Consider the following 22,994-nt stretch of genomic DNA (forward strand, 5'->3'; position numbering starts at 1 on the left):
CCGAGCAGGCCGGACAAATGCCCATCTGCCCATCTGCACATTGATGATCCCTTTGACATAAGCTGGAAAGAGAACTGGAAGGTCTACGTTGAGGAAGATTGGGTAGATCAGATGGCAGTGGAGCATAGAGAAGAAGAGGAGTAAGTGAAATTGCATGATGATTTTCGAGAAATTTCTTCAATAAAATCTGAATTAAACTTCTTTAAAATGGTTATATTTACTTAAAAATACAAATTATTTGCATTAATTATTGATTTTTGCATAAATTATTGATATTTACATAAAATGATAGTATGATTGTAGGTGAGAAGGAGGGATTTTCATGTTAGAAGAGGAATTGGTTCAATTAGTCAATAAAATTATTTCTCAGAAATGTGAAAAACAGCACATAGAAAGCAAGAAGGCGTTAGGTGGTACACCAACTAAACTTTATGATACGTTATCCAGCTTTTCTAATCAGATTGGCGGCGGGATTATCATTTTTGGAGTTGATGAAGATGCTGGTTATGAGGTGGTAGGTGTTTATGATGCTCAAGACCTTCAAAAAAAAGTTGTGGAACAGTCTTTGCAAATGGAGCCGGTTGTTAGGCCATTGTTTACGGTGGCAACTGTAAAAGAGAAGATCGTCGTAAGTGCGGAGATTTCAGAATGTGACATTTACGATAAGCCTTGCTTTTATAAAGGGGCAGGAAGGCTGCGGGGGTCTTTTGTTCGTGTTGGTGATTCTGATCAGCCAATGACAGAGTACGAAATTTACAGTTACGAAGCCTTTAAAAGAAGAATTCATGACGAACTTCGCACTGTTGATCGGGCAACCATGGCTTATTTGAAAAAAGACAACATGACTGAATATCTATTAAAACTACGCAGACAAAAAAACAATCTTGCTAATCTTGAGGATCAACGAATACTCGAAACTCAAGGCATAAGTCAAGATGGTTTGCCAACTTTGGCAGGATTGATGCTTCTTGGTGAATACCCGCAAGAATTCTTTCCACAGCTAAGCGTCACTGCGATGGTGGTGCAAGGAAAAGAGATGGGGGATCTTGGTGATGATGGAGAACGATTTGTAGACAATAAACGAATCGAGGGCACCATATCTCAGATGCTTGAAAGTACATTGGCTTTTGTCCGAAGGAATATGAAAGTCAAAACCATTGTTACAGAAGAGGGGATGCGGGCAGACAAACCAGAGTATCCCATTAAGGCAGTAAGGGAAATAATATTAAATGCACTGATTCACAGAGATTATAGTGTCCATACAGAACGTTCGCCCATAAGGTTGGTCATGTATGAGGATAGATTGGAACTGGAGAACCCCGGGGGCCTGTATGGTAGAATAACTGTCGATGATTTAGGGAAAGCAGCTGCAGATACAAGAAACCCGTACCTGGCAGGTGCATTGGAAATGATGATTGATACTGAGAATCGATTTTCTGGGATTCCGACTGTTATCGCTGAGCTTAAAAAAGCTAATATGCCCGCTCCTATATTTATCGATCGGCGAGGTGCATTCAAGGTCATTTTCTATAAAAAGACAATCGTTCAGGATAAAAGTGCTGATCTTGCACAGGAAATAATATCCTATTGCAGGACGCCAAGAACAAGAGAAGAGCTCGCTGAACAGTTTGAATTTGAAACACCCAGCTATTTTATTAAAACCTATCTATATCCATTAATTCAGGCGGGAAAAATTAAAATGTCATTACCTGATAAACCAAAGAGTAAATATCAGAAATATTTTTCATGAAGAACATCATACCGGGACGGAGGTGTTGTAACCTTCGATTACCAGCAAGGCAGGCCGCTCAAATGTACCATCGTTGGGCCTAATCTTGCTAATGGTGTATTAATTAATACGATTTAAATTGAAAAAATGGTTAATTGACGTATAATATGGTTATACTATCGATAAGGAGTGTTCATTTGAGCTCCAAAAATCCGAACCCTCAAAAATATATTAACTTCTCCCCGGACGACATAAAAACTTATCTGGATATGCTTAGAAAATGTGTTCTTGAAGGTAGCTATTCAATTGCCAGGAATGAGAACGGGCAGGAAAACATGGATTTCATTGAGAATTATAAGATTAGTTCGAAGAGAGAGAAAGAAATATTACTTGGTTTACAGTTTGATGATTTCTGCTACGCTGTTGAGAATGAGAAGCTTGATTACGCTCATGAGATTTTATATGTTTTTTTGCAAACAGCATGAACTGGACTTTTGGGGAGAACTTGAGAGTGTTGAGATATATATTAAAGTGAATATGATTGAAATGAGAAACGGAGATTCCAGAGCATTTGTTGTCTCATTTCATAAAAGAAATTTTGAAATGACGTACTTATTTAGATAGATCAAGGTGGGTAATGGACTGCCATAGAAGAAAATGGGTAATGGACTGCCATAGAAGAAGGTGGGTAATGGACTGCCATAGAAGGAGGAGATCAAAATGAAGGGATATTGTGAAAATTGCCGCGATATGGTTGACTACAGTATAAAGACAGTGAATAAGGAAAAAACAATTAAAGGAAAAACAATTCGTTATGTCGGTAAAGAAGCTTACTGTGAGGAGTGTAAAGAAGAAATTCTTGTGGCAGAAATCAGGGACTATAATTTAATGCAACTTGATGCTGCTTACAGAGAAGCCGAAGATTTGATTAAAGTGACAGATGTTGAGAGCATTTTAGAGAGGTATGGTATCGGGAAAAGGCCCTTGTCTTTGCTGCTGGGATGGGGGGAAGGAACATTAACGAGATACGTAGATGGCGATACGCCGTCAAAACCATACTCGGATATCCTGAATCGTATTCTTGTTGATAAGACGTATTACCGAGACTTGCTGGAGCAGAATAGGGAACGAATTTCTGAAGTAGCATATCGTAAAAGCATGACAGCTACTGAAAAAATCCCTGACCCTGAGGTAGAAGGGAATGAAATTAGTAAGCTTGAATCAGCAGTTAAATATATATTGATGGAGACATCAGAGATTACGCCTCTCGCTTTACAAAAATTATTGTACTTTACTCAGGGATTTAATAAAGCTTTTGCAGACACCTTTATGTTTGAGGAAGACTGCGAGGCTTGGGCACACGGGCCGGTTTATCGCGATGTGTATCATAAGTATAGAGGGTATGGGTATAACCCTATTGAAGAAGGCCATTTATCTTATGAGAACATCAATTTGACAGATGATGAAAAAGAGCTGCTTGACCATATTGTTTTATACTTTGGCTGCTATAGCGGTACAATTCTTGAAAACATGACGCATTCAGAAGAACCTTGGCGAGTAGCCAGACGCGGCTTAGTGGACGGTGAAAGGTCTGAGAGAGTTATTGAAAAGCAGGACATTGGTGCTTATTTCATAAACGTTAAAGAAAAGTATAAGATGTTGAATCACACAGACATCAAAGACTATACGAAAGATTTGTTTAGTAAGCTCTATGCATAGAGGTGGAGTTAGAAATCTGAAGATCGGTAAAGGATGTCGTAAAGCGTAGTGAAGGTAGAAAGAAAGAGTGATCAAAAAACCAGGAGAACCGGAAATAGTCGGTACGCCTGATTTTTTTAAACTGATGGAACAGAACTGTCGAATAATCACCCACTCAATATTCATCTTTTCGCCATGGGGTGAGGATGATTATAAAGGCTTACTGAGGTTGTGAACGTTGAAGCTCTTGATACTGGAGGGGATTGATTCATTGGATATGTGCTAAAAGTAAAAAGACACCCTATTGACACAATCTTCAACATAATTTACGTTTAAAGCATCAATGACGTGTCGTATATAACATGCAACCCTATTGACACGGGGGAAGTAGTCATGGAAAGCAACCTGGTTCCTAAAAACAATAAACGATACAGTGGAGTAGAAGTAATGGAGTCACATTGGGACGAAGGTGTTGTAACTTTTGGGGAATTAATCTCTAAGGGTTTATTCGAAAATGAAAGGGTGAATGAAAAGATGAAACAGGCAAACAATGCATTTTTGCTCAATATAACAAAAGACTATTTAGATGGCATTCAAAAGGAGGTCTGTAACCATTATGGACAAATTAGCTTTCACAGGAACGATTATTTCAATCCAGCCCAGGATCCGTCTCGCCAGGTCTTTCGATGAAGCTTCCCATACATACCTGGGTTATGCCATTAAGCTAGACGGAGAATTAGATGGTGAGAAAACCGTTTTCTCCATCGGGATAGGTAAAGCTGCCCATGCGAAACATCAATTCAAAGTAAATGATACTATCTCAGGTGAGTGTGTACCGGTACCGGATCTTGATATGGAGCCAGTTGAATATTATAAAGTTTCAAAACTGAAAGTTATCTCTACAGGAGAACAAGGCAGCAGTTCATCTCCATGGGAGCTGGTGCCGCCGGAGTTGGAAGTCTATAGAGAAAGAGGACACCGAAGACTGGCAGCCAGGACCTATGACACTAAGTGTAGTAGCTGCATGTGGGGCTGTAGAATGCCAGTTGAGATTATTGTCGATAACTGGAATCCGAGAGGCAAGAAGAAGCATCGATTTGAGACATTCTGCTATGGTCCTCTTAATTGTCAATTGTATAAGGCGGGTCCTAATCGCAAAGTGGAAGGCCGGAACGGGATGGTCTACGTTGAGGAAGATTGGGTAGATCAGATGGCAGTGGAGCATCGGGGAGAAGATGAGTAGGTTGCAGCAAAAGAAGGGTGGCAAAGTGGCGCAGGTAAGAGTTTGAATTAGAAATCTAAAGATCGGTAAAGGATGTCGCAAAGCGTAGTGAAGGTAGAAAGAATTGTGATCAAAAAACCAGGAGAACCGGAAATAGTTGTTACTCCTGGTTTTTAAATTGACCGAACAGGCTAATTGACCGAACAGGCTAATTGACCGAACAGGCTAATCAAAGGTTCGCCGCTCCTGCAGCTTTAGCAATGACGCCTGCTGCAGCAAAGCCACGGCCAGCTGAGCCTGGTTGATGCGCCGGTTCACGGTGGCCTGGTGATTCAGACAGGGGAAGGCCTGCCCGCTGACCAGAAGCAGGGAGTCTTCTGCAACTGTGGTGTGCTGCAGGGCACATAAATTCACATACCCGTGAACATCGTCCCCCTTCACGGTGAGGTGCCGGGTTTTCACTGGTACCAGCACCAGCTGGCTGGTGAGGGGCAGGGGAACATAATAGTTGATGCCCAACTGGTCCCGAAGGCGGCGCTTCAGCACCCGCAGATTCACCAGATAAGTGTCTGCCAGGGCATTGAGAAAAGTGGTGGTGGTCATGGGAAGCTGTTCCCGATGGCCGCTTAAGAGGCAGACTTCCAGTGCGGTGCCCATGGCGGGCACATGCACCGGCATAAATCCGGTGATGGTATCAGGTTGCTGCAGCAACGCTTCCAGCGGCTGTTCTTTTGACGGGCGGGGTGAACGGCGTTTCTTTCGGCCGGGGCTCAGGGTGTAAAGGGCCAAAGGGTCTTTCAGTAAGGGTGTGGGTGTGTTTTTCAAGGGGCTCTCCTCCTTCTCGGTGGCGCAGGGTGTCATGTATAAGGGCGCCATGTAAAAAGCGCCAGGTATCAGAATCGGAAGCGGTGCAGGAATCCAAGTGGGTGGCTTTTTCATCATACCAGAACATAAGTTCGAAATCAAGGCATAACCATTTGAGTTCTGCAAGGGTCAGACTGCAGGAACAATAAAAAATCAAAGCCTACGGCGCTGAACCCACTGCGCCAGGGGCTTTTGTCGTTTCAGGAATCATTTTTTTACAAAAAGAGGGCTATGCTTTCTTCTCTGCTGCGATTTATCCAGTAGAAGGGAGGTGAGCACATGCCGATTCAAATCATCAATGAACAGGCCAGACTGCGACTGCGTTACATCGACAGCGTGGATGGCGAAGGAAACGAGAAGCTGAGCACCAGAAGCTTCAGCGGTGTTAAAACCACCGCCGCCGATGAAGATCTGCTGGAAGCGGCCCAAACCATGGCGTCGCTGCAGACAAAGCCGGTGAAGCACGTGATTCGTGCAGAAGAAAAAGAAATCATCGAAGCGTAGTCACTCTTTTTGACGACGCGACAGCAAAGGAGGTGAAGGAATGAATAAGCGACTGGAACTGAACTTTCGCAAAACCGACGGTAAAACCGCCCGCATCACCCTCCAGGAACCCCGGGAGGATCTGACGGAAGCAGAAGTGGAGGCGGCCATGAACAGCCTGGTGATGCAGGATGTGTTCGCTCCTGCCGGTGTGTCCCTGGCGACACCGGTGAGTGCCCGCATTGTCACCACTGACGCAGAAGTCTTTGACTTCGAAGGGTAGGAAAAGTGGGGGAAATGATGCCAAAAAGTGCCCTGTCGCAGGCGGTGTTTCAGCCAGCGGCGGGGCACTGCTTGTAAAGCTGCGTCAACAGCAGGGTTTAAGAGGCTGTTGATGTATGGTTGAGGATGAAAAGACTTGCTGGTCGAATCATTGGGATAATGATCGGCTGTGGTGCTTAAACTGAAGAAAAGGAGGTGCATTCCATGAACGAGCTGCTGAACCCTGTGGCCAACCTGGGGTTTCCCATTGTCCTTTCTGTTTACCTGCTGGTGCGGTTGGAAGGCAAGATCGACACCCTTTCTGCCAGCCTGCAGGACTTGGCCCGGTCCATTGAAGGGATGACAACAGAAAAATAAAGTGACACACGGTGGTGCCAATGGGCGGGAGAAATTTCTCCTGCCTTTTTTGGTGTTTTTCTAACTTGTTGAATAAAAAATAGCATGCGCAAAAAATCGGTGGATAACGTTTTCGTAATGGTTTCAAGCTCTTTATTCACTATCCCTGTCACCTGTTCACTGAAAAACTGCTGCAGGCAGTTTTGTTCTTTTCAGGGATCAGCGTCATTCAGTGGTGAATTTTCTTGATTAGAGATTTCAGTGGGTGAGTTGGGTCCATTGTTCATGAACGTGGTTGGCAGAGACAGCCAAAAGAGAAGGAACGTGAGTTCGATTTCCGGCATTGTCCATGATAAAGTGGGCTCACCGGTAAAACATACAGGAGCGCGTTCCTTGAGAAAGAGGCACTTTCATGAATAAATCATTGACAACAAACACCTCGCCACATTTGCCCACCCAACCCATGAAAAGGGAAGCGGCGGCTCAACTGGCAGAGGCGGCACGGCAGCATCAGCCCGGTGCCCGGGAGAGCCTGCTTCAGCAGCTGTACCCCATGCTGGCGGCGGTGGTTCACCAGTACCCCAAAGTGTTTCCCAGCCGTGAAGATGCCCTGCAGGAGGGGCGGCTCATCATTCTGGAAGCACTGTACAGTTATCGGCCTGAACTGGGAGTTCCCTTTCTGGCCTATGTGCGCCAGCAACTCTGGTACCATTTTATGAACCAGGCTCGGCGCAAACAGCCCCTGCCTATTCTGGACAGTGCTGGCGGTATGACCGGCGGCGGTTCCGGGCGGGGTGCAGGGCCGGGAGATGACAGGGAAGAAAGCTGGCTGGCCCGGATTCCCGACGAAGGCCCCCTTCCTGAGGAGGCATTAATTAATGAAGAACTGCATCAGTGGTTGTTGGAAGCGGTGGCAGGTCTTTCAGAAGGCGATGGCTTGCTTTTTCAGGAACACTACGGCAGGCAGAAGACCCTGCGGCAGCTGGCGGCAGAAACCGGCAAACACCCCGTCACCCTGTCCCGGCAAAAAGCAGCCATGCTCACCATGCTGCGTCAGCAGCTGCAGGCAACAACGGTCATGAAAGCAGCGGTCATGAAAGGAACCGACGTCGGAAAACAAACCACTAGCCCATCAAAAAGATCACATTAGGAGAAAACAAGAGCAAATGAAATGAAAACTGAACAGATATAGGGAGGACTATAAATGACAGTCATGAACCGAATCAAAGTATCAGAGAACTTTTACCTCCGCGAATTTGAATGCAAAGACGGCAGTCATCAGGTGCGGCTGCATCCACAACTGCTGGAAAAACTGCAACAGCTTCGAAATAAACTGAAACGCCCGGTGATCATCACCAGCGGCTACCGGAACCCCGCCCATAATGCCCGGGTGGGGGGCAGTCCCACCAGCCAGCACCTGCTGGGAACAGCGGCAGATCTTCAAGTGACAGGCGTCAGCATTCATCAACTGGCGCTTGAAGCCCGGCAGGTGGGATTCACAGGCATTGGGATATACGACACCTTTGTGCATGTGGATGTGCGTGCCACTCCGGCCAGCTGGGATCATCGTTCAGGATGATCTTTTGAAATGTTTTTTCGGTTAAGAAATGAAATGAATGGGTAAATAGCCTACAGAAAATTTATCCGAAAATTCATTCAAAACAGGGAGAGGGGTGTCCATTTGAAAAATGCATTAGATCAAAGGAAATCATTACCGCCGATTGCGCCACTTCATGAAGCAGCACCACGGGGTTTCACCGGCAAGCTGAAAGGAGCCACATTGTTGGTGCTGGTGCTGTTATTGACCATGCTGCCGTTAACCGGTTGCAGCGATGACCTGCTGGGGCTGGGAGATGCTTTCGAAGCCCTTGAAGAACGGGCAGAAGCTCTTGAAGACCGCATGTATGAGATTGAATGGCACCTGGATTATGAGCAGTCCCTGATTTTTGAACAACGCATGGAACAGGCGCTGGAAGCATTTGAGAAATCAGTTGAGGCCGATGTGGTGGCACTGATGGGAGGCGAAGTGACTTACGAAGAGCTGGAAATGATGAGTGAAGCGGAAATTCTGGAATTGCTGAATGAGGAGAGTGCCGCCAGCCTCATCGAAATGCTGGACCATCTCATCGATCAGCTGCATGTCACCATGGACGAAGTGGAGCATGCGTTGCTTCCCTACCGCAAAACCATCCGGTTAACCATTGATGAGGCAGAGGGCCTTGTTAACGGCCGCATACAGCCGCTGGATCAGGCGCCTGTGATCACTGACGGCCGCACGCTGGTGCCTCTCCGCTTTATTGGAGAAGCCCTGGGGGCGGCAGTTGAGTGGAGTCACACCGACCGACGGGTGACCTACACTCTGGGTGATCAGGTGCTTCAGCTGACCATCAACAGCAACGAGGCAAACCTCAATGGGCAAACCATCACGCTGGAAACAGCTCCAGTGATTGCTGGCGGCCGCACGCTGGTACCCCTTCGGTTCGTCGGTGAAACCCTGGGATTTGAGGTGGAATGGGTCGGCAGCAAACGCATGGTGGTCATTACCACACCTTTTGAGGGAGTGGAGGATCCCTGGAGCCTGCCCCCTGAACCCCCTGCTGCTGTCAGCTATCTCCATGGAGTGGTGGTGGACGCTCAATGGATAGAGGAAGACCCCGTCATCACCCTGTTGGTGAATGGTGAAGAAGAAACTTATGAGGTACACCCCACCACCTACTGGGACGTGGTGGAAGACTGGGACTACTATTCTCACTGGGGGCTGTTTCAGGCAGGATTCAGCGATGAAATGATCCTGGTGTCCCTGGAATATCTGGAAGGTGTCGCAGAGTATGTTGGTATTTTCGCCGATTATGAAGACGAAAAAACCCTGGCGGATGTGCTGGCTCTGGAAGGGAATCTGCTGACATTTATTGGAGTGGAGCACCTGCTGGACAGCGACGACCCGGACGCCCTGGCCGGCTTTGACACCATCATCAACACCCAGTTAACACCGGCAAACGGAGAAACCATTCAACTGTCGGATGATGTGGTGGTGTATGTGGAAGGGGAAGATGGCCTTTTCCAGGTGGGTGACCCTGAAGCGATGGTGGGAGACGCCTATGACTATGTGGAGTTGTACGATATCGACGGCGATCTGGTTTATGACATTGTGATTGTGTGGCTCATTTAGGATAATATATGTTACACAGCTAAGACCACCGGAACAGCAACCGGTGGTCTTTTTCATTTTAAGGATTGTTCAGTTGGCGTAACTTTATATTGTGTTCGGTTTTCAGTGAATTATGCGGAGTATGTGTTGAGCAAGAAATCGAGGATATTGACTACTTTGATTCCAGAATAGTCGTTGAAGACGGTTTGATCCATGGTCAGAATATATTTTGGATAATTATCAGAGATGGATTCAAGAGGTCTAAGCTCCCGATTTCTTGTTGTTTCATCCATCATGCTGGCAGAAACCTGGAAGTAGATTTTTTCATCGGGTTTCGTAGCAACGAAGTCAACTTCCAAGGTGCCGATTTTGCCAATAGCAACCTGATAGCCGCGTCTTAACAGTTCAAGATAAACGATGTTTTCTAACACATGGCCATAATCGGTTCCCTTTAGTCCTGTTAGTCTGTTACGGATCCCCATATCTACGATGTAATACTTTTCAAGTGTTTTCAGAAACAGCTTACCTTTTAAGTCATAGCGGTTTGCCTTGTAAATGATAAAGGCATTTTCAAGCATCTTTAAATAGTTATCAATGGTGTCGCTGGTTGTTTTTCTACCACTGCTGGTGAGATAGTCACTTATTTTTTTTGTGGAGACAATGCTTCCGATGTTGGCGGCGATGAATTTTAAAATGCTTTCCAGAAGAGCGGCATCTCTGACCTCATTTCGTTCAATCACATCCTTCATCAGAACAGTATTGTAGATACCTTCCAGAAAAGGCCCGATAGTATCGGGATGATCCAATAGCTCCACGATAGTGGGAAGCCCGCCATAGAGCAGGTATTGATTAAATTGTACAGGAGGATGGCTGTTGTTGCCTGAATCTGTGAAGTCGACATATTCCTTAAAGGATAATGGCAGCATTTTAATTTCAACATACCTGCCAGATAACAATGTGGAAAGCTCAGAAGACAATAGATAAGCATTGGATCCGGTGATATAGATGTCCACATTGGCATCCACAAGGAAGGCATTAATCACTCTTTCCCATGACGCAACCTGCTGAACTTCATCAAGAAGAATATAGTGCTTTATGTTCTTGTCGGCGATGCGTTCGGTGATGTATGCGTGGAGTTCTTTATAAGTTGTTATGTCATCGAACTCAAAAGACTCAAAGTTCATTCGGATAATATGATTCTTGTTAACGCCGCTTGCAATCAGATGATTTTCAAAAAGTAAAAGTAAAGTTGATTTACCTGATCGCCTTAAACCAGTGATCACCTTGATCAATTTTTTGTCTCTGAACTTAATGAGTTGATTAAGATAAAGATCTCGATTTTTCATTTCATCACCTCTTTAATTAGAGTATAATCGAAAAAAGAAATGATATCAATAAAATTTCGAGTATAGTCGAAAAAATAGACAAAGATGAAAGGCGGCTGACGGCGTGTTTATCTCATTGAAAAGTCAACCCGGGCGGTTTTGCGCTGGAAAAGCGGGTGCCGAAAACCAGAGGACAGAACATTGTTCACCACTGGAAAATATGCTATGATCAGGGCACACAGGAAATCCATAGAGAAAGCAGTGATGAAAATGGGTGATGACCCTATGGATCATGAAAAGGATCAGGTGATGTGTGCAATCAAGAAAGCCATTGCTGAACATGATGTCAAAAAAGTGGTGTTGTTTGGATCGCGTGCCAGAGGAGATCATGAAGAAACCAGCGACTATGACCTGGCTGTTTTTGGAGAAGGGTTGACGGCTGGTGAACAGGCGCTGATTCGTGAAGCAATGGAAGCGATTCATACGCTGAAAAAAATAGATGTTGTTTTTGTGAATGAGGCCATTGGGGAGCAGCTGTTGAAGAACATTGAGAGTGAGGGGGTGATCATTTATGAGCAAATTGGAAAGCAAACAGATTAACTTTAAAAAAGCGCTGGATCGACTGAAGGAAGCGGTGGAAGAGTATCAAAAGGAGAATGCAAGTGATGTGGTGAGAGATGGTGTTATTCAGCGATTTGAATTTACCTATGAGCTTTCGTGGAAAACAGCGAGAGAATACATGAAAGAATTGGGGATTGTGGACCTGAATGCACCCAAGCCTGTGATCAAAGAGGCTTTTGCTCAAAAATGGATTACCAATGAAGAAAACTGGCTGTTGATGCTCAGTGATCGGAACATGACGTCTCATGTGTACAGGGAAGAAATGGCTGAAGAGATTGCGGAACGTATCGCATCCTGCTATGTGCAGGAGTTTGAACAATTATTAACAAAACTGACAGGATCATTGGAATAGATCGGGCGAACGGGCTGAGAAATACAACTAAGACCACCGAAACAGCAACCGGTGGTCTTTTTCAGTTCGCTGGATTACCTGCGCAGGGTGGCCACCAGACGATTGGGCTCCAACAGCAGCACCAGCGCATCCTCGATGCGAGTCACCGCCAGATCTGCCACGGCAAGCAGCGGCGCATAGACGCCTTCGCCGCCGATGATGGCCACTGAAAGAGCGGCTTTTTCCAGCATTTTCATATCATTGGCCCCATTCCCCAGGGCAATAGTCTCATGTGCTCCCAGGGATTCAACGAAGCGCTCTTTTTCATGGGCGGTATGGGTGCCGCTGATGACTTTGACACTGGCGGCGTCTCCCAGTAACCGCTGGATTTGCGGGGCCGTCTGGTGGGTATCGGCAGTGATCACATAAAGCTGTACATGAGAGGCCAGCCGGGTCAGCAACTGCTGAACAGACGGGGCGATTTCACCGCCAACGGCCAGGGTTCCGTTGAGATCAAACACAACCTGACGGATGGTGTAGGTCTTGTCGCCGGGAATCTGAAAATGAAGGGACATGGGCATTCTCCTCACTTTGTGGAACGTTCATCATATCTATGGATAACACTACTGTATGATATTGCGGGGCAAGAGGCAAGTGGAATGACACAGAAAGAGTTGGCAAGAAAAATAGGGGTCAGTCAACAGGTGATCTCCAGATTTGAAAATGAAAAACATGTTCCTAAGCTGGATAACTTCCTTAAAATCTTAAATGGACTTGACTTGGAAATATCCATTAGAAAAAAGCAGTACTGTGAAAATCCATTGGGAAACAACCATCTTTGAAATGAAAACAAAACGATAGAAAACAGCCTGAATCCACAAGAGGGATGTCAGGCGGTTTTGTTCACGCTAATAAGAGTGGTTAGTGCATCTCTCCGCTGAAGTGACCCTGCATAAGCGGGCTCAGCCAATACTCCTTTAGCTCCTCGACCGCAAGAAGGGCATTGGTCATCAGCGCCAGCATGGGAGAAGGAGACTGGAAGGACTGAAGGGCCAGCACTCTCCTTTCTGCTGATGTGAGGGAGCTGAAAACCAGTGGAGCGGCCTCGGTCTTTTGAAGTGGGAGGATTTCATCAACCTTTTCCTGATGGCGGGCACCCTTGGATGTGCGGGAGCCGCGGCTTATGCTGCCAGAGTGATCTCTGCTATCATCTCTCTCGCTAGAATCATTGGGTGTTTCCGGCGGAGTTCCGCTGTCATCCGGGTTTGGGTGGACATCAGGATCAGGCTGAGGAGTGGGACTGGGCCTGGTGTCATCATCAGGTAGATTTGGTTCAGGTTCAGGGTGATTTGGATCTGGCGCAGGTGGTTCAGGTTCAGGATTTTCATCTTCATTTGGATCAGGTACGGGTGCAGGTTCAGGATCTTCATCTTCATCTGGGTCAGGTTCAGGTGCTGGTTCTGGAAGTGGTTCAGGCAAAGGAATCGCTTCAAGTGCTCTTAAATAAGGATAGCCGTCATTGATCAGAGAATCCATTCCCCACACAGATTCGAAGTTCCAGGAAGGCATTCCATTGGAAGCGAGAGCAGTTGTAAAAGTGGCAATGCGCTTCATTTGGATGCTGGTTCTTCCTGCTCCAAGCTCATTAAGGTAAAGGCTGCGACCAGAAAAGGGCTGATCGTAAAAACTGCTGGTGACACTGGAAGTACTACTCTTATGTCCAACAAAACCACGAATAGTGATGTTGTCAGCTTGGCTGGGGGTAAGCGTTGGGAGGTGAACCACCACATAACTGCTGTTTACCTGGCTGTTTTCCAGGAAGCCGACTGCACCGCCTATCCAGCGGCTGTTGCCCCTGAGTGTGCCGCGGGAGAATGAATCGGTGATGAGGGTGTTTGCTTCAGCGTGACCTGCAATGCCCCCCAGTACATGGATGGCTTCACCAGTGACGAAGGTGTTGCACTGTGAAAGGTGTGTGTTGGAAACCAGACCGACTAAGCCGCCTGCGCTCCGTTCGCCTATGAAGGTGACAGAAGCAGTGGAATAGTGAACTTCACCATTGATCAACTGGCCGGCCAAGCCACCCACATTTCGCCTGCCTGTCACAGACCCGCTGACCCTCACCTGATTCACAACAACATCAGTGCCCTTTCCCAGCAGCGCTCCCACCTGGTCATACCCTTGAACGGTGACATTTTCCAAATGAAGTCGCTTCAGGCTGCCGCCGGTCATGACTCCAAAAAGGCCGATATGGCTGGTTCCTGCACCGCTGCTACTTGGCTGTTGAATGGTGAGGTCGGTGATGGTGTAATGGGCGCCGTCATAATGGCCGCGAAAAGGGGTGGCGCTGCTGCCAATGGGCTCCCAGCCGGTGCCTTCATTCCAGGGAGACTGGCCCAGATCAATGTGGGCAATCTGGCGGAAATGAAGATTTTGGTGGACTTCCGTGGATTCCTCTTCAACGGTTGTGATGATTAGTCGAATCTGAGAGAGATCCTCCGGTGTGGCAATGAGGTAGGGGTGCTCAAAGGTGCCTTCACCGCCTGAAAAAGCCAGATCATGGGAAGCATCAGCGAGAGGGGAAATCTTTTGGATATCGGTTGGCCCATAAACGGCTTCAGTAACGGAGAAGAGGGGATTCTCATGGGCATAACTGATAAAAGGTGGCATGCTGGAGGGCAAGACGAAAAAGGTAAGGAAGAGGCAGAAGGCGAAGCCGGCAAAAATCCGCAGGCCCCTGAAAAAAGGTGTCACTGCCAGCAAGCGTGATAAAGACATTGGAAAATGTGGAAGTGTGGGCAGGGAGGCGTTCCAATAGGATGGCACCGCAGGGTTTCGTGTGCCGGTGGACGGGTGGTGTGGCATTTGTCGGGTCAACCTTGATGTGAACACAGCTGTAAACCTGGGTGCAATCATGGATGTCGGTCCTCCTGTCGTGGGTTCATGGTGATGTGAAGGCCTGCAAGTGAACCATTCGACAAAAACAGCCGAAATCCTTTTGATCATTCGGATTTTTCTTTTTTTCCAAGGACTCGAAGGAGTATTTTTGAGAGGTCTTGAAGGGACGAAGGTGTTATGAAGGCACAGAAGTGATGTCACCTCCGGTTTACTGTCACCTCCGGTTCACTGTCATCGGGTTTTTAGCCTTATCAGTACCAGTCAGCCAGGTTAATCAGATGCTGCAAGATGCGGGCTTGTTCCTGGCAACGCGCCTGGCTTTCTTCATTCAGGTGAAGGTGAGCAGGGGGAAAGATTTCCCATGATTCGGAGAGAAACAGGGAGAAACAGGGGTTGTCGCAGATACGCTTCCAGCAACTAAATAACAGCGGCAGGAGAGCCCTCCCCTGCCGCTGTTATTGCATGGTTCCCGGTGATCAATGTGGTCAGCCGGTTACCTTAATGCCTGTTCGATTTCTGCCCGTCTCATTTTGGGTTTGAGTCGCAGCAGCTTTCTCAGCTTGCTTGAAAATCTGTCAAAATAGATATACAGCACCGGTACCAGAAGCAGGGTCAGAAAAGTGGAGGTGAAAAGGCCGCCTGCAATCACCAGACCCATGCTTTTCAGCATTTCGCTGTTGGCACCGCTGGAAAAAATAATGGGAAACTGCGCGAAAATGGTGGTCATGGCGGTCATGAGAATGGGGCGAAGCCGTGTGGGGCAGGCTTTCAGGGTGGCTTCCTCAGTTTCTAATCCGTCTTCGTCCCGCAGGGTGTTGATATAGTCCACCAGAATGATCCCGTTATTGACCACAATGCCCACCAGTACCAGACAGCCGATCAACGCCATCATACTTAGAGGTTCACCGGTGATAAAGAGAAGAAGAAAGGCACCGGTATAGGCCAGGGGAATGGTAAACATGATGATAAAGGGATTGATCAGTGATTCAAACTGGGCAGCCATGACCAGGTAAACCAAGACCACTGCCAGAATAATAACTGTAAAGAGGGAACTGAAAGTTTCGTCCATCATTTGATTGGTGCCTCCAAAAGATGCCGTGTACCCTTCAGGTAAATTCATTTGATCAATGATGCGCTGCACCTCATTCCCCACAACACCTGTTGAACGACCAAAAATGGAGTAGGAAACAGTGCTGTAACGGGTTTGATCAGTTCGGTTAATGGAATCAGGCACATCATCCAGGATGATATCAGCCACAGACGAAAGGGGAATGTAGGCCCCTGAAAGGGTGCTGATGGTGAGATCATTCAAGTCCATCAGAGTGGTGACAGCTTCTTCAGGATAAACGATGCGCATATCCAGTTCGGTGCCGTTTACTTTCAAGGTGGAGGCGGTATATCCTGAAACCATATTTCTCACCTGGGAAGCCACTTGGGAGCCGGTCAGGTCATAATGTCTGATTTTTTCCCTGTCCATCTTTAGAACAACCTGCCTGTCCAGTTCCTCCAGTGAGCTTTCCAGTTGCCGCACACCTTCAACATGAGCGATTCTGCTGATCAGTTCATCGCTGATTTCACGAAGCATTTCCAGATCATCGCCGTAGATGTCGATTTGCGAGCCGCCGCCAGACAGGGCACCCATTTCTGAGGTGGCCGAAACGGTCACTTTGGCTCCGGCAACGGCAGTTACTTCATTTCTGATTTCTTCCAGAATCTGGTCAACGCTTTTAGTGCGTTGGGTTTTATCCACCAGGGTGCAGGTGATGTTGCTCTGACCGCTGCCGCCACCCATGAGGCGGGCCATGCCCCCTGATCCACCCGACATGGAGACGGTCATGGTTTCCATTTCAGGGAGTTTCTCCAGAAGCGCTTCCACCTGCAGGGAAATTTGGTTGACTGACTCAAGATTGCTCCCTGCATCTGCTTCAACGGTCACCTGAAAAGTGCCTTCGTCTGCGGTGGGCATCAGTTCCATGCCCAGATAGGGAAGGGTGAACAGCGAAGCGACAAAAATGCCCACAATGGTTGCCAGTGTTTTCTTTTTATGCCTTAGCGCCCAGCGGAGGCATTTTTGATAGAGATGATCAAGGCCTTTGATGAATCGATCGAAGCCATTGAGAATCACATTGATAAAACCAAATGGTTTTGGAGCGGTGTTTTGGTGAATATTATTCACATAGTTTCCGCTGAGCATGGGAACAACGGTCACGGCCACGACGACAGACATCAGCAGTGAAAAAACAACTGAGAGGGCCAGGTCAGTCAACAGTTCCTGCACCAGGCCGCTGGAAAAGATGAAAGGCAGGAAAATCACCACAGTGGTGAGGGTGGAGGCGGTAATGGCCAGCCCAACGGCCTTGGTTCCCTTATAAGTGCCTGACAGCCGGTCATAGCCTTCGGTTGACCGGTAACGGTGAATGCTCTCCAAAACAACCACTGAGTTATCAACCAGCATACCCACGCCGATGGAAATGCCCCCGAGAGAAATCAGGTTCAGGGTGGTGCCTGAAAAGTAGAGGAGTACAAAGGTGCCGATGATGGATAAAGGCATGGAGATGGCAATAATTCCTGTTAAACCCACATTCTTCAGAAAGATGAAGAGCACCAGAATGGAAAGGGAAATTCCGATCACAATATTGGAGATCACATTATTGATGGAATTTTCAATGACACTGCCAGATTCATCCACAAGGGCAATCTTCACATCCGGATAGGTTTCTGAGACTGACCCAATTTCTTTTCGAACGGCTTTGACAGTGTCGACGGTGTTGCCGTCACTCGTTTTTGTGACAGATAAGCTGACGCTTTCTTCACCATTATAACGGCTGATGGATTCAATCTTTTTGTCGGTTTCAGTAATTTCAGCAAGTTCATCCAGCCGAAGCACAGCGCCGCCCGGCAGTCTGATGGGTGTCGCTTTGATATCTTCGATACTCTCCATTTTCAATCGGCTGCTGATGCTGAGGGACTGTTCTCCGAATTCAATGGTACCACCAGGTTGATTGGTATTTTCTGCCTGAATGGTCTGGCCAATACCTGCCAGGGTGAGCCCAAGCCCCTGAAGCCGTTCGGGGTTTATCTCAATTCTGATTTCTTTCTCCACACCGCCGGTGACGTCAACAGAAGCAACTCCCTGCTGGCGTTCAATGCGGGGCTGCAGGGTATCTTCTGCAAATGCTTTCAGGGCATCACTGTTCATGTTCTCAGATGAGACAACAATGGTGGCGATGGGAGCGGCATTCATATCGAGCTTCATAATGGTGGGTGAAGAAGCATCGCCGGGGAGCATCTGTTCCACCATGTCAATTTTACTTCGAATATCGTTGACAGCTTTATCCAGATCAATGCCGTAGTTAAACTGTGCCATGACAATGGAGAGACCTTCGGAAGAGGTGGAGGAAACTGAATCCAGGTGCTCCACATTTGAAACGGCGCCTTCAATCACTTCAGTAACAAGGTTCTCAACCTCTTCAGGCCCTGCGCCACTGTATTCTGTCATAATCAGTGCGATGGGAAAGTCCACATTGGGAGTTAACGCCATCTGCATTTTGCTGATGGAAACAAACCCCAGTATAAAAACAATCATCATCGCCACCAGGACGGTGACGGGTCTTTTGATAGAAATTTTGGTGACATCCATTTTTACAAGTCCTCCCTAAGGTTGAAACGCATTGACTGCAACTTAGTTTTCTGCTGCGATGCTGACGGCGCTGCCATGGGAGAGGAATGTATGACCCTTCACAACAACCAGATCTCCGGTGGTAACACCCTTGGTGATTTCAATATGACTGTCATTGCTGATGCCTGTCTCAACCATTATTTGACGTGCGATTTGATCTTCATCGACAATATATACAAATTTTTCGCCACTCTTTTCAATGACGGCGTTTAATGGGACCGAAACGGTGTTTTCCCTTGTTTCAACAACCAGTTTCAAAGATGCGAACATTCCCGGTTTTACCAGATTGTCTGCCTGATTGAGATGAACTTCGACGGGATACAGCAGGGTGCTGCTGTTGGCAGCAGGTGACACATGGGCCACGATGCCTTCGTAAGGTGTCTCTGATGCGGCTGCGATGGTGATAGATACGCTTGAACCGACAGAAACACGGTTGATATGGTTCTCCGACAGGCTGATGGGAAGCTTCAGGTTGTCGGTATTGACAATGGTCATGGCGACATTCTGGGCTGAAACAGTTGAGCCAGGTGTGATGTTGCTGGTGCTGATCACGCCGTCAATCTCAGCCAGAACACTGGTGTATCCCAACTGCAGCTGTGCAGATTCCAGCGATACCTGTGCCTGTGAAATGGAGGCCTGGCCTGTTTTTTTGGTTTCTTCCAGAATGAGACCCTGTTTTAACCGCAGGTTTTCCTGTGCGGTGTGAAGCTGCAGCTCCAGATTAGCCACATTGGTCTCCATGTTGTCCAGTTCGCTCTTGGGAACTGCCCCGGCTTCATACAGCGTTTTTACTTTCGCCATGTTTTTCATCAGTTCATCGTACTGAAGCTCATAGGCGTCAATGGAAGACTGCAGTTGTAACAGCTGGGAATCATAGTTTCCTCCCACGCTGGCCTCAAAGCTGGCCTGAGCAGAAGAAAGAGATGCTGCCGCCTGTGCCGCCTGCAAAGATAAGGTGGTGTCGTCAATTTCAAAGAGTACGTCGCCGGCCTTCACTGAATCACCCAGACTGACATGCACTTTTTTAACAGTCCCGCCCACCTTGGGCATGACGGATATTTCGCTATTGGCAGTGACCTTTGAAGATGTATTGACATATTGTTCGATGGTCTCGGGTCCAATTTTTTGGACTTCAACACTGGTGACAGCAGCTGCAGGCGGTAGATTGCCCGCGTCTGAATGAGTGCTGTTCATAAATCCCATGATGGCCACCGCTATCATGGCCGCTGCGATAGCCGGATAAAGCAGTTTTTTGATGATTGTTGCGTTCATATCAAAACCTCCTAAAATAATCACGGTGAGTCCTTCTTTCGTTGAAAAATGCGTGACAGACGGGTGTTTGGCATGTGAAAACCTGTGTATCTGAGAGATGTCTGCCGCACACATGAGCGATAAGAAGATCACTATACAGCAGAAAGCTAAACCCAATCTAAACAACAAAAGCCGCTGTTGAAAAAACAGCGGCGAGGTTGAAGACAAATGGAGTTGGTGTCATCATATTTTGTTGACAGTCTGAACCGCTGTTGAAAAATCACAACGGCTCTTGGAGGTAAATGATGGATTATCGGGGAAGTGTAACAGAAAAAATGGTTTCCTCAGGGGAGCTGACAACGGAGATGTTACCTTTATGCAGCTCTGTGATGCGTCGGGCGATGGAAAGCCCAATGCCTGACCCTTCTGAGGAATGGGAAGTGTCGCCTTGCCAGAATTTGTTGAAAATCCGATTCTGGTTTTCGGTGCTGATCATCGGCCCGTTGTTTTTCACCGAAACGGTAATTTCGTCTGATGAGAGTGGTTCTGAGATGAACACATGGATTTCGCCAGTGTCTGGGGAGAATTTGATCGCATTATCAATGAGGTTGATCCAGACTTGCTTTAAAAGATCCTCATTGGCATGAACGGGATGTTCTTCGAAATCAGCACGAATGGTCAGATTTTTTTGAGACCACTTTTTCTCAAACAGCAGAATACAGCTTCTAAGTTGTTCGGAGAGGTTGAAATCAGCAGTATCAGTGAGAATGCTCTGGTTTTCCACCTTTGCAAGATTAAGCACACTGGTGGACATGTCGCAAAGGCGGGTGGATTCGTCCACGATAATGGCCAGGTATTCCTGCTGTTGTTCACTGGAGAGATGTTTCTTTTGAAGTAACTTCGCAAACCCGCGAATAGAGATCAGCGGCGTTTTCAGTTCGTGGGAGAAGTTGTTGACAAAGTCTGAGCGCAACATCTCTGTATGTTGAAGCTCTTCAGCCAGGGTGTTGAAGCTGGTGGTTATTTCCCGGGCGATGGAAAGATTTCCCAAATCGATACGTGCTTTGTAATCGCCGCTGGCCAGCCGGTTCATGCCGTTAATCAGCAGGGTGGCGGGTCTTAGCGGAGCACGACTGATAATGGTTCCGACGAGAGTGCCGACCAGTATGCTGGCAAAGGCAAGTAACATGATGGGAATCAATGCATTTGGAGGACCAAGTTTATTGATGATACCTGTTCGAACCAATATAAATACCAGGATGCCAACAATGAACATGGTGAGAGAAAGAATGATAAAGATCATGATGGCAAACAGGATTGTCAACGCGGTGCGGGGAGGTACTTTATGCTTTGTCATTATGTTTCACCGCCTTATATCCAAGACCTCTCACAGATTCAATCTCAAATTCCGGCCATCCGTCGAAGCGTTTTCGCAGGCGGCTGATATGAACGGTGATGGTTTCCCAGCCAGTGCCGCTGTCGGTGCCCCAGATCTCATCCATGAGTTGAATGCGTGTAAAAATTTTGCCGGGGTAAGACAGCAACTTATAAAGGAGCAAAAATTCTTTTTGGGGGAGCTCCTGCATGTCATCACCTCTTGTGACGCACAGCGAGTCGTAATCCAGGGTGACATCACCGATGACGATCTTGCGTTCGCTGGCGATTTTTGCACGGCGCAACAGGGCTTTGATGCGCAAAATCATTTCTTCTTCGTCCACTGGCTTTGTCATGAAATCGTCTGTTCCTGCGAGAAAGCCCTGTTTCCGGTCGGCGGGAAGCTGTTTGGCGGTGACCATAAGAATGGGTAAATCATTCTGAACGCTTCGAAGTGTTTTCGTAAACTCATACCCATCCATTCGGGGCATCATGATATCGATGATAACCAGGTCGATATGGTGGGCATCCAGAATCTCCAGAGCCTCTTCGCCATTGGAGGCAGTGAAGACAGTATAGTTCTCGGCTTCCAGCACGGCGCGCATCAGCTGGCGGATGTTTTTATCATCATCAACAACGAGCATATGAAACATGGCAGTTCACCTCCGGGGTGATGAAGTTTTCTTCCAGCCCCATGTATTTCACGGAGCATCACCTCGGCAAAATAATATACCGTTAGCGGAATAATGGCAAGGATTTTCTTGTGGTCACCATCAGATCAGTCAGCGACATCTGCTTCGTCTTATCTGCGAGGTGTGGGGAGTGAGATGGAGTGCCTGATGGTATTCACTTTATCGTATTTTTGCAGGATGATCAAGGCTGGCAAGAAATAGGGAATGGGAAAAGGGATAACGGAACAGGGATAAGAATAAGGATAACGAATAAGGAAAGCGGGATAAGGATAAAAGGATCAAGGTATCAGAAGGTAAGGAGTTAGAATAAATGATCAAGGGAAACGCGAAACGGAATACAGAATAAAGAATCAGGGATTGAAGAATCAGGGATTGAAACCAAGAAAGATCATCGAGGAGAGCTGAAAATATGGTACAATAAGCGGTAACAGACGAAGATCACAACAAGGAAAAGTGAGCACACACGATGAAGCAGCCACCGAACAACCACCTCAAAACAGTCTTTTCCACCATCACCTGGGCAACCGTCATTTCCTGGGTTTTCGTCATCGGCTGGATGGCCCTTATTTTCCACCTGTCGGCCCAGCCGGCGGTGGATTCCAATGAACTGAGCACCGGCATCACCCAGCGGCTGATGGCGGTACTTCAACAGGCATTTCCCCGGTTGATGGAGGGCTTGGAAGTAAGTCGCCTCAACCGGTTTGTTCGAAAAAGCGGGCATTTCTTCGCCTATCTGATTCTGGGGCTGCTGGTGAGCAACGCCCTCGGTCACAGCGGCCAGCAGTACACCGGGAGAAATGAAAGCACCAGGCATCCCTTGAATCGTCGGAATCACCTTCCCCTGGGGAAGCCGCTGGTGGCACTCCTCATTTGTTTTCTCTATGCGGTGAGTGATGAAGTGCATCAGTTGTATGTGCCGGGACGGGGCGGCCAGGTGTCAGATGTACTGCTGGACACGGCAGGGGCTTCAATAGGAATCCTGTGTTATTGGTTTGGCCGTTACTGGCGTCGCCGTGCCGCTTTCAAATAAGGTAAACAAAGAGAGACAGAGTTGAAAACAC

At 47.4% G+C, this 22,994-nt stretch carries 23 protein-coding genes; 15 read left to right on the forward strand and 8 right to left on the reverse strand.

Annotated elements, in window-relative coordinates; genetic code table 11:
- Positions 1-322 precede the first annotated feature (322 nt).
- The 5 genes from QOL74_RS09810 to QOL74_RS09830 all read left to right on the forward strand — a co-directional run bounded on the left by QOL74_RS09810 (position 323) and on the right by QOL74_RS09830 (position 4,670).
- The gene (locus tag QOL74_RS09810) at positions 323-1,750 is read left to right on the forward strand and encodes an ATP-binding protein (RefSeq protein ID WP_283409294.1); all 1,428 of its coding nucleotides are present in this window, start codon (positions 323-325) and stop codon (positions 1,748-1,750) included.
- Between the two features lie 176 nt (positions 1,751-1,926).
- The gene (locus QOL74_RS09815; protein ID WP_283409295.1) at positions 1,927-2,214 is read left to right on the forward strand and encodes a hypothetical protein; all 288 of its coding nucleotides are present in this window, start codon (positions 1,927-1,929) and stop codon (positions 2,212-2,214) included.
- A 235-nt stretch (positions 2,215-2,449) separates the two neighbouring features.
- Positions 2,450-3,448: a type II toxin-antitoxin system antitoxin SocA domain-containing protein gene (locus tag QOL74_RS09820; protein ID WP_283409296.1), complete on the forward strand. Its 999-nt coding sequence runs from the start codon at positions 2,450-2,452 to the stop codon at positions 3,446-3,448.
- 372 nt (positions 3,449-3,820) lie between these two features.
- On the forward strand, positions 3,821-4,117 hold the full coding sequence (locus tag QOL74_RS09825) for a hypothetical protein (RefSeq protein WP_283409297.1): 297 nt from the start codon (positions 3,821-3,823) through the stop codon (positions 4,115-4,117).
- On the forward strand, positions 4,044-4,670 hold the full coding sequence (locus tag QOL74_RS09830) for a hypothetical protein (protein ID WP_283409298.1): 627 nt from the start codon (positions 4,044-4,046) through the stop codon (positions 4,668-4,670). The genes QOL74_RS09825 and QOL74_RS09830 overlap by 74 nt, the downstream gene beginning before the upstream one ends.
- A gap of 204 nt (positions 4,671-4,874) precedes the next feature.
- Here QOL74_RS09830 and QOL74_RS09835 read toward each other — a convergent pair whose 3' ends face one another.
- Positions 4,875-5,474, reverse strand: a complete 600-nt coding sequence (locus QOL74_RS09835) for a hypothetical protein (protein ID WP_283409299.1) — start codon at positions 5,472-5,474, stop codon at positions 4,875-4,877.
- A 318-nt stretch (positions 5,475-5,792) separates the two neighbouring features.
- Here QOL74_RS09835 and QOL74_RS09840 point away from each other — a divergent pair, with 318 nt between their 5' ends.
- From QOL74_RS09840 to QOL74_RS09865, 6 genes are all read left to right on the forward strand, one after another.
- The gene (locus QOL74_RS09840) at positions 5,793-6,017 is read left to right on the forward strand and encodes a DUF1659 domain-containing protein (RefSeq protein ID WP_283409300.1); all 225 of its coding nucleotides are present in this window, start codon (positions 5,793-5,795) and stop codon (positions 6,015-6,017) included.
- A gap of 40 nt (positions 6,018-6,057) precedes the next feature.
- Positions 6,058-6,279 (forward strand): DUF2922 domain-containing protein, encoded by a 222-nt coding sequence (locus QOL74_RS09845; RefSeq protein WP_283409301.1) that lies wholly within the window; start codon positions 6,058-6,060, stop codon positions 6,277-6,279.
- 203 nt (positions 6,280-6,482) lie between these two features.
- Positions 6,483-6,635, forward strand: coding sequence for a YvrJ family protein (locus QOL74_RS09850; protein ID WP_283409302.1), 153 nt, complete (start codon positions 6,483-6,485; stop codon positions 6,633-6,635).
- Positions 6,636-7,026: 391 nt separating this feature from the next.
- Positions 7,027-7,764 carry a sigma-70 family RNA polymerase sigma factor gene (locus tag QOL74_RS09855; protein ID WP_283409303.1) on the forward strand — a complete coding sequence of 246 codons (738 nt, stop codon included), beginning with the start codon at positions 7,027-7,029 and terminating at the stop codon, positions 7,762-7,764.
- A gap of 54 nt (positions 7,765-7,818) precedes the next feature.
- The gene (locus QOL74_RS09860) at positions 7,819-8,193 is read left to right on the forward strand and encodes a YcbK family protein (RefSeq protein WP_283409304.1); all 375 of its coding nucleotides are present in this window, start codon (positions 7,819-7,821) and stop codon (positions 8,191-8,193) included.
- Between the two features lie 102 nt (positions 8,194-8,295).
- On the forward strand, positions 8,296-9,783 hold the full coding sequence (locus QOL74_RS09865) for a copper amine oxidase N-terminal domain-containing protein (protein ID WP_283409305.1): 1,488 nt from the start codon (positions 8,296-8,298) through the stop codon (positions 9,781-9,783).
- Between the two features lie 110 nt (positions 9,784-9,893).
- Here QOL74_RS09865 and QOL74_RS09870 read toward each other — a convergent pair whose 3' ends face one another.
- The gene (locus QOL74_RS09870; protein ID WP_283409306.1) at positions 9,894-11,108 is read right to left on the reverse strand and encodes an ATP-binding protein; all 1,215 of its coding nucleotides are present in this window, start codon (positions 11,106-11,108) and stop codon (positions 9,894-9,896) included.
- Positions 11,109-11,372: 264 nt separating this feature from the next.
- Between QOL74_RS09870 and QOL74_RS09875 the strand changes: the two genes are divergently transcribed.
- Together QOL74_RS09875 and QOL74_RS09880 are read left to right on the forward strand one after the other, a co-directional pair.
- Entirely contained in the window at positions 11,373-11,687 is a 315-nt protein-coding gene (locus tag QOL74_RS09875) for a nucleotidyltransferase domain-containing protein (RefSeq protein WP_283409307.1), read from the forward strand.
- Positions 11,659-12,060 carry a nucleotidyltransferase substrate binding protein gene (locus tag QOL74_RS09880; protein WP_283409308.1) on the forward strand — a complete coding sequence of 134 codons (402 nt, stop codon included), beginning with the start codon at positions 11,659-11,661 and terminating at the stop codon, positions 12,058-12,060. Before QOL74_RS09875 ends, QOL74_RS09880 begins: the two co-directional genes overlap by 29 nt.
- Before the next feature lie 74 nt (positions 12,061-12,134).
- On the opposite strand, the gene QOL74_RS09885 is transcribed toward QOL74_RS09880, so the two are convergent.
- Complete coding sequence (locus QOL74_RS09885) at positions 12,135-12,614, reverse strand: ATPase P (RefSeq protein ID WP_283409309.1); 480 nt, start codon at positions 12,612-12,614, stop codon at positions 12,135-12,137.
- Between the two features lie 84 nt (positions 12,615-12,698).
- Here QOL74_RS09885 and QOL74_RS09890 point away from each other — a divergent pair, with 84 nt between their 5' ends.
- Positions 12,699-12,881 (forward strand): helix-turn-helix transcriptional regulator, encoded by a 183-nt coding sequence (locus QOL74_RS09890; RefSeq protein WP_283409310.1) that lies wholly within the window; start codon positions 12,699-12,701, stop codon positions 12,879-12,881.
- Positions 12,882-12,960: 79 nt separating this feature from the next.
- On the opposite strand, the gene QOL74_RS09895 is transcribed toward QOL74_RS09890, so the two are convergent.
- The 5 genes from QOL74_RS09895 to QOL74_RS09915 form a co-directional block, all read right to left on the reverse strand.
- Positions 12,961-14,955, reverse strand: a complete 1,995-nt coding sequence (locus tag QOL74_RS09895) for a GLUG motif-containing protein (RefSeq protein WP_283409311.1) — start codon at positions 14,953-14,955, stop codon at positions 12,961-12,963.
- Positions 14,956-15,430: 475 nt separating this feature from the next.
- Positions 15,431-18,577 (reverse strand): efflux RND transporter permease subunit, encoded by a 3,147-nt coding sequence (locus QOL74_RS09900; protein WP_283409312.1) that lies wholly within the window; start codon positions 18,575-18,577, stop codon positions 15,431-15,433.
- 42 nt (positions 18,578-18,619) lie between these two features.
- On the reverse strand, positions 18,620-19,888 hold the full coding sequence (locus QOL74_RS09905) for an efflux RND transporter periplasmic adaptor subunit (protein WP_283409313.1): 1,269 nt from the start codon (positions 19,886-19,888) through the stop codon (positions 18,620-18,622).
- A 289-nt stretch (positions 19,889-20,177) separates the two neighbouring features.
- Positions 20,178-21,224 carry a HAMP domain-containing sensor histidine kinase gene (locus tag QOL74_RS09910; RefSeq protein ID WP_283409314.1) on the reverse strand — a complete coding sequence of 349 codons (1,047 nt, stop codon included), beginning with the start codon at positions 21,222-21,224 and terminating at the stop codon, positions 20,178-20,180.
- Positions 21,211-21,894 carry a response regulator transcription factor gene (locus QOL74_RS09915; RefSeq protein WP_283409315.1) on the reverse strand — a complete coding sequence of 228 codons (684 nt, stop codon included), beginning with the start codon at positions 21,892-21,894 and terminating at the stop codon, positions 21,211-21,213. Before QOL74_RS09915 ends, QOL74_RS09910 begins: the two co-directional genes overlap by 14 nt.
- A gap of 505 nt (positions 21,895-22,399) precedes the next feature.
- On the opposite strand from QOL74_RS09915, the gene QOL74_RS09920 reads away from it, so the two are divergent.
- Positions 22,400-22,963 (forward strand): VanZ family protein, encoded by a 564-nt coding sequence (locus tag QOL74_RS09920; protein ID WP_283409316.1) that lies wholly within the window; start codon positions 22,400-22,402, stop codon positions 22,961-22,963.
- Positions 22,964-22,994: the final 31 nt, after the last annotated feature.

It is taken from the genome of Anoxynatronum buryatiense, assembly GCF_900182905.1.
GTDB classification, from domain to species: Bacteria; Bacillota; Clostridia; order Peptostreptococcales; family Tindalliaceae; genus Anoxynatronum; species Anoxynatronum buryatiense.

Excerpts from the sequence above, each read along its gene's own strand:
- QOL74_RS09810 (WP_283409294.1), top strand. The coding sequence starts at position 323 with ATGTTAGAAGAGGAATTGGTTCAATTAGTCAATAAAATTATTTCTCAG.
- QOL74_RS09820 (WP_283409296.1), top strand. The coding sequence starts at position 2,450 with ATGAAGGGATATTGTGAAAATTGCCGCGATATGGTTGACTACAGTATA.
- QOL74_RS09825 (WP_283409297.1), top strand. The coding sequence starts at position 3,821 with ATGGAAAGCAACCTGGTTCCTAAAAACAATAAACGATACAGTGGAGTA.
- QOL74_RS09830 (WP_283409298.1), top strand. The coding sequence starts at position 4,044 with ATGGACAAATTAGCTTTCACAGGAACGATTATTTCAATCCAGCCCAGG.
- QOL74_RS09840 (WP_283409300.1), top strand. The coding sequence starts at position 5,793 with ATGCCGATTCAAATCATCAATGAACAGGCCAGACTGCGACTGCGTTAC.
- QOL74_RS09845 (WP_283409301.1), top strand. The coding sequence starts at position 6,058 with ATGAATAAGCGACTGGAACTGAACTTTCGCAAAACCGACGGTAAAACC.
- QOL74_RS09850 (WP_283409302.1), top strand. The coding sequence starts at position 6,483 with ATGAACGAGCTGCTGAACCCTGTGGCCAACCTGGGGTTTCCCATTGTC.
- QOL74_RS09855 (WP_283409303.1), top strand. The coding sequence starts at position 7,027 with ATGAATAAATCATTGACAACAAACACCTCGCCACATTTGCCCACCCAA.
- QOL74_RS09860 (WP_283409304.1), top strand. The coding sequence starts at position 7,819 with ATGACAGTCATGAACCGAATCAAAGTATCAGAGAACTTTTACCTCCGC.
- QOL74_RS09870 (WP_283409306.1), bottom strand. The coding sequence starts at position 11,108 with ATGAAAAATCGAGATCTTTATCTTAATCAACTCATTAAGTTCAGAGAC.
- QOL74_RS09875 (WP_283409307.1), top strand. The coding sequence starts at position 11,373 with ATGGATCATGAAAAGGATCAGGTGATGTGTGCAATCAAGAAAGCCATT.
- QOL74_RS09880 (WP_283409308.1), top strand. The coding sequence starts at position 11,659 with ATGAGCAAATTGGAAAGCAAACAGATTAACTTTAAAAAAGCGCTGGAT.
- QOL74_RS09885 (WP_283409309.1), bottom strand. The coding sequence starts at position 12,614 with ATGTCCCTTCATTTTCAGATTCCCGGCGACAAGACCTACACCATCCGT.
- QOL74_RS09890 (WP_283409310.1), top strand. The coding sequence starts at position 12,699 with ATGACACAGAAAGAGTTGGCAAGAAAAATAGGGGTCAGTCAACAGGTG.
- QOL74_RS09895 (WP_283409311.1), bottom strand. The coding sequence starts at position 14,955 with ATGATTGCACCCAGGTTTACAGCTGTGTTCACATCAAGGTTGACCCGA.
- QOL74_RS09900 (WP_283409312.1), bottom strand. The coding sequence starts at position 18,577 with ATGGATGTCACCAAAATTTCTATCAAAAGACCCGTCACCGTCCTGGTG.
- QOL74_RS09905 (WP_283409313.1), bottom strand. The coding sequence starts at position 19,888 with ATGAACGCAACAATCATCAAAAAACTGCTTTATCCGGCTATCGCAGCG.
- QOL74_RS09910 (WP_283409314.1), bottom strand. The coding sequence starts at position 21,224 with ATGACAAAGCATAAAGTACCTCCCCGCACCGCGTTGACAATCCTGTTT.
- QOL74_RS09915 (WP_283409315.1), bottom strand. The coding sequence starts at position 21,894 with ATGTTTCATATGCTCGTTGTTGATGATGATAAAAACATCCGCCAGCTG.
- QOL74_RS09920 (WP_283409316.1), top strand. The coding sequence starts at position 22,400 with ATGAAGCAGCCACCGAACAACCACCTCAAAACAGTCTTTTCCACCATC.